This window comes from Succinivibrio faecicola (genome assembly GCF_019448115.1).
In the GTDB taxonomy this organism is placed as follows: Bacteria; Pseudomonadota; Gammaproteobacteria; order Enterobacterales; family Succinivibrionaceae; genus Succinivibrio; species Succinivibrio faecicola.
In genome coordinates, this window is sequence record NZ_JAGFNY010000078.1 from 1 (window position 1) to 1,474 (window position 1,474).

At 32.3% G+C, this 1,474-nt stretch carries 1 protein-coding gene; it reads right to left on the reverse strand.

Features of this window, described 5'->3' with window-relative positions; all coding sequences use genetic code 11:
* Positions 1–325: 325 nt before the first annotated feature.
* The gene (locus tag J5V48_RS09670) at positions 326–1,231 is read right to left on the reverse strand and encodes a homoserine O-succinyltransferase (protein ID WP_219938426.1); all 906 of its coding nucleotides are present in this window, start codon (positions 1,229–1,231) and stop codon (positions 326–328) included.
* Between the last annotated feature and the right edge of the window lie 243 nt (positions 1,232–1,474).

The following is a 1,474-nucleotide window of genomic DNA, read 5'->3' on the forward strand; positions in this document are numbered from 1 at the left end:
CTGATTTTTTAAAGATCAAACAGTTCGCTTAAGGGGCTGTTTTATAATGGTCTAAAATTTTATTTCCGACCATTTACAAAAATTTATGGTATTTTAACGCAAAATAGTCTCTTTTTTATAAGAATTACTTAAATGTTATTCAATATTTTGCGCTCCATTAGTATTACAGAAAAATGATGATACTATATTAGGTTAGAAAATGATTTCATCTAACTTAAAGTAGGATCTGAATAATAGATAAATAAAGAGTAGCATATGCTACTCCTTATAGTGACATCTCCCCTACCTGTAGAGGTAGAGAATTCCTTGTCACCACATCATTCTGTTAAAAATCGAAAGGAGTTTCTTGATATACGTAGTAATTCAACCAGTTTGCAAACAATAAAGAAGAATGCCCTCTCCACGTACATAATGGAGATTTATTGGGATCATTCTTTGGATAATAATTAACAGGAATTTCTGGTTGCAAATTAGCTTCAAGATCGCGATGATATTCATCAGAAAGAGTCATAAGATCATATTCTGGATGACCAGATACATATACCTGTTTTTTATCAGGAGATACGCCAAGGTACAGACCAATTTCATCACTAGATGCAAGAATATTGATATCTGTTCTATCCTGGATAACGTTTAAAGGAAAATCGCAGAATCTTGAAATAGGAGCTTTGAAGGTATCATCAAATCCTCTAGTGAGAGTATCAATTTGATCGCTTAAATTTACGTCATAAATACCAGATAGCTTATCTTTCATTATCATAATATCAATGTTGTAAAACACTTTAAGCGCGGCAGCTACTCCCCAGCATGAAAATAATGTAGATGTAACATGCTTAGTGCTCCACAAAATGATCTTTTTAAGCTTGTCAAAATAGTTAACATCCTGAAACTGTACCTGATCTAAAGCAGCTCCAGTAACAATCATACCGTCAAAATTCTTTGATGAAATTTCATCAAAACTTTTATAAAAAGTATCAATATGGACTTGTGGAGTATTTTTTGAAATATGATCATCCACTCTTAAAAAAGTAATATTAACCTGAAGAGGAGTGTTAGATAACTTTCTGAGATATTGAATCTCTGTATTAATCTTCTTGGGCATTAAATTTAAAAAAAGCAGATTAAGAGGACGAATATCCTGATGAGAGGATCTATCCTCTGTCATTACGAAAACCTGCTCAGAATTTAAAACTGCTTTTGCTGGTAGATCATTAGGGATATTTATTGGCATAAAATCTCCTAAAATAAAGATTTCTAATTAGATAGATAATACAACAAAACAAATATTACTTTAAGAATAGAAAGATATTATTTATGTATAACTAGATATAGAAATAAGCTATATCTATAGAGCAAAAAAAAGATTACCTTAGGTAATCTTATTTATCTTTGATGGTAAGTTGGCGGAACGGACGGGGATCGAACCCGCGACCTCCTGCGTGACAGGCAGGCATTCTAACCATCTGAACTACCG

What these genes read in the sequence shown, in the direction of transcription:
- J5V48_RS09670 (WP_219938426.1), bottom strand. Translation starts at nt 1,231, where the DNA reads ATGCCAATAAATATCCCTAATGATCTACCAGCAAAAGCAGTTTTAAAT.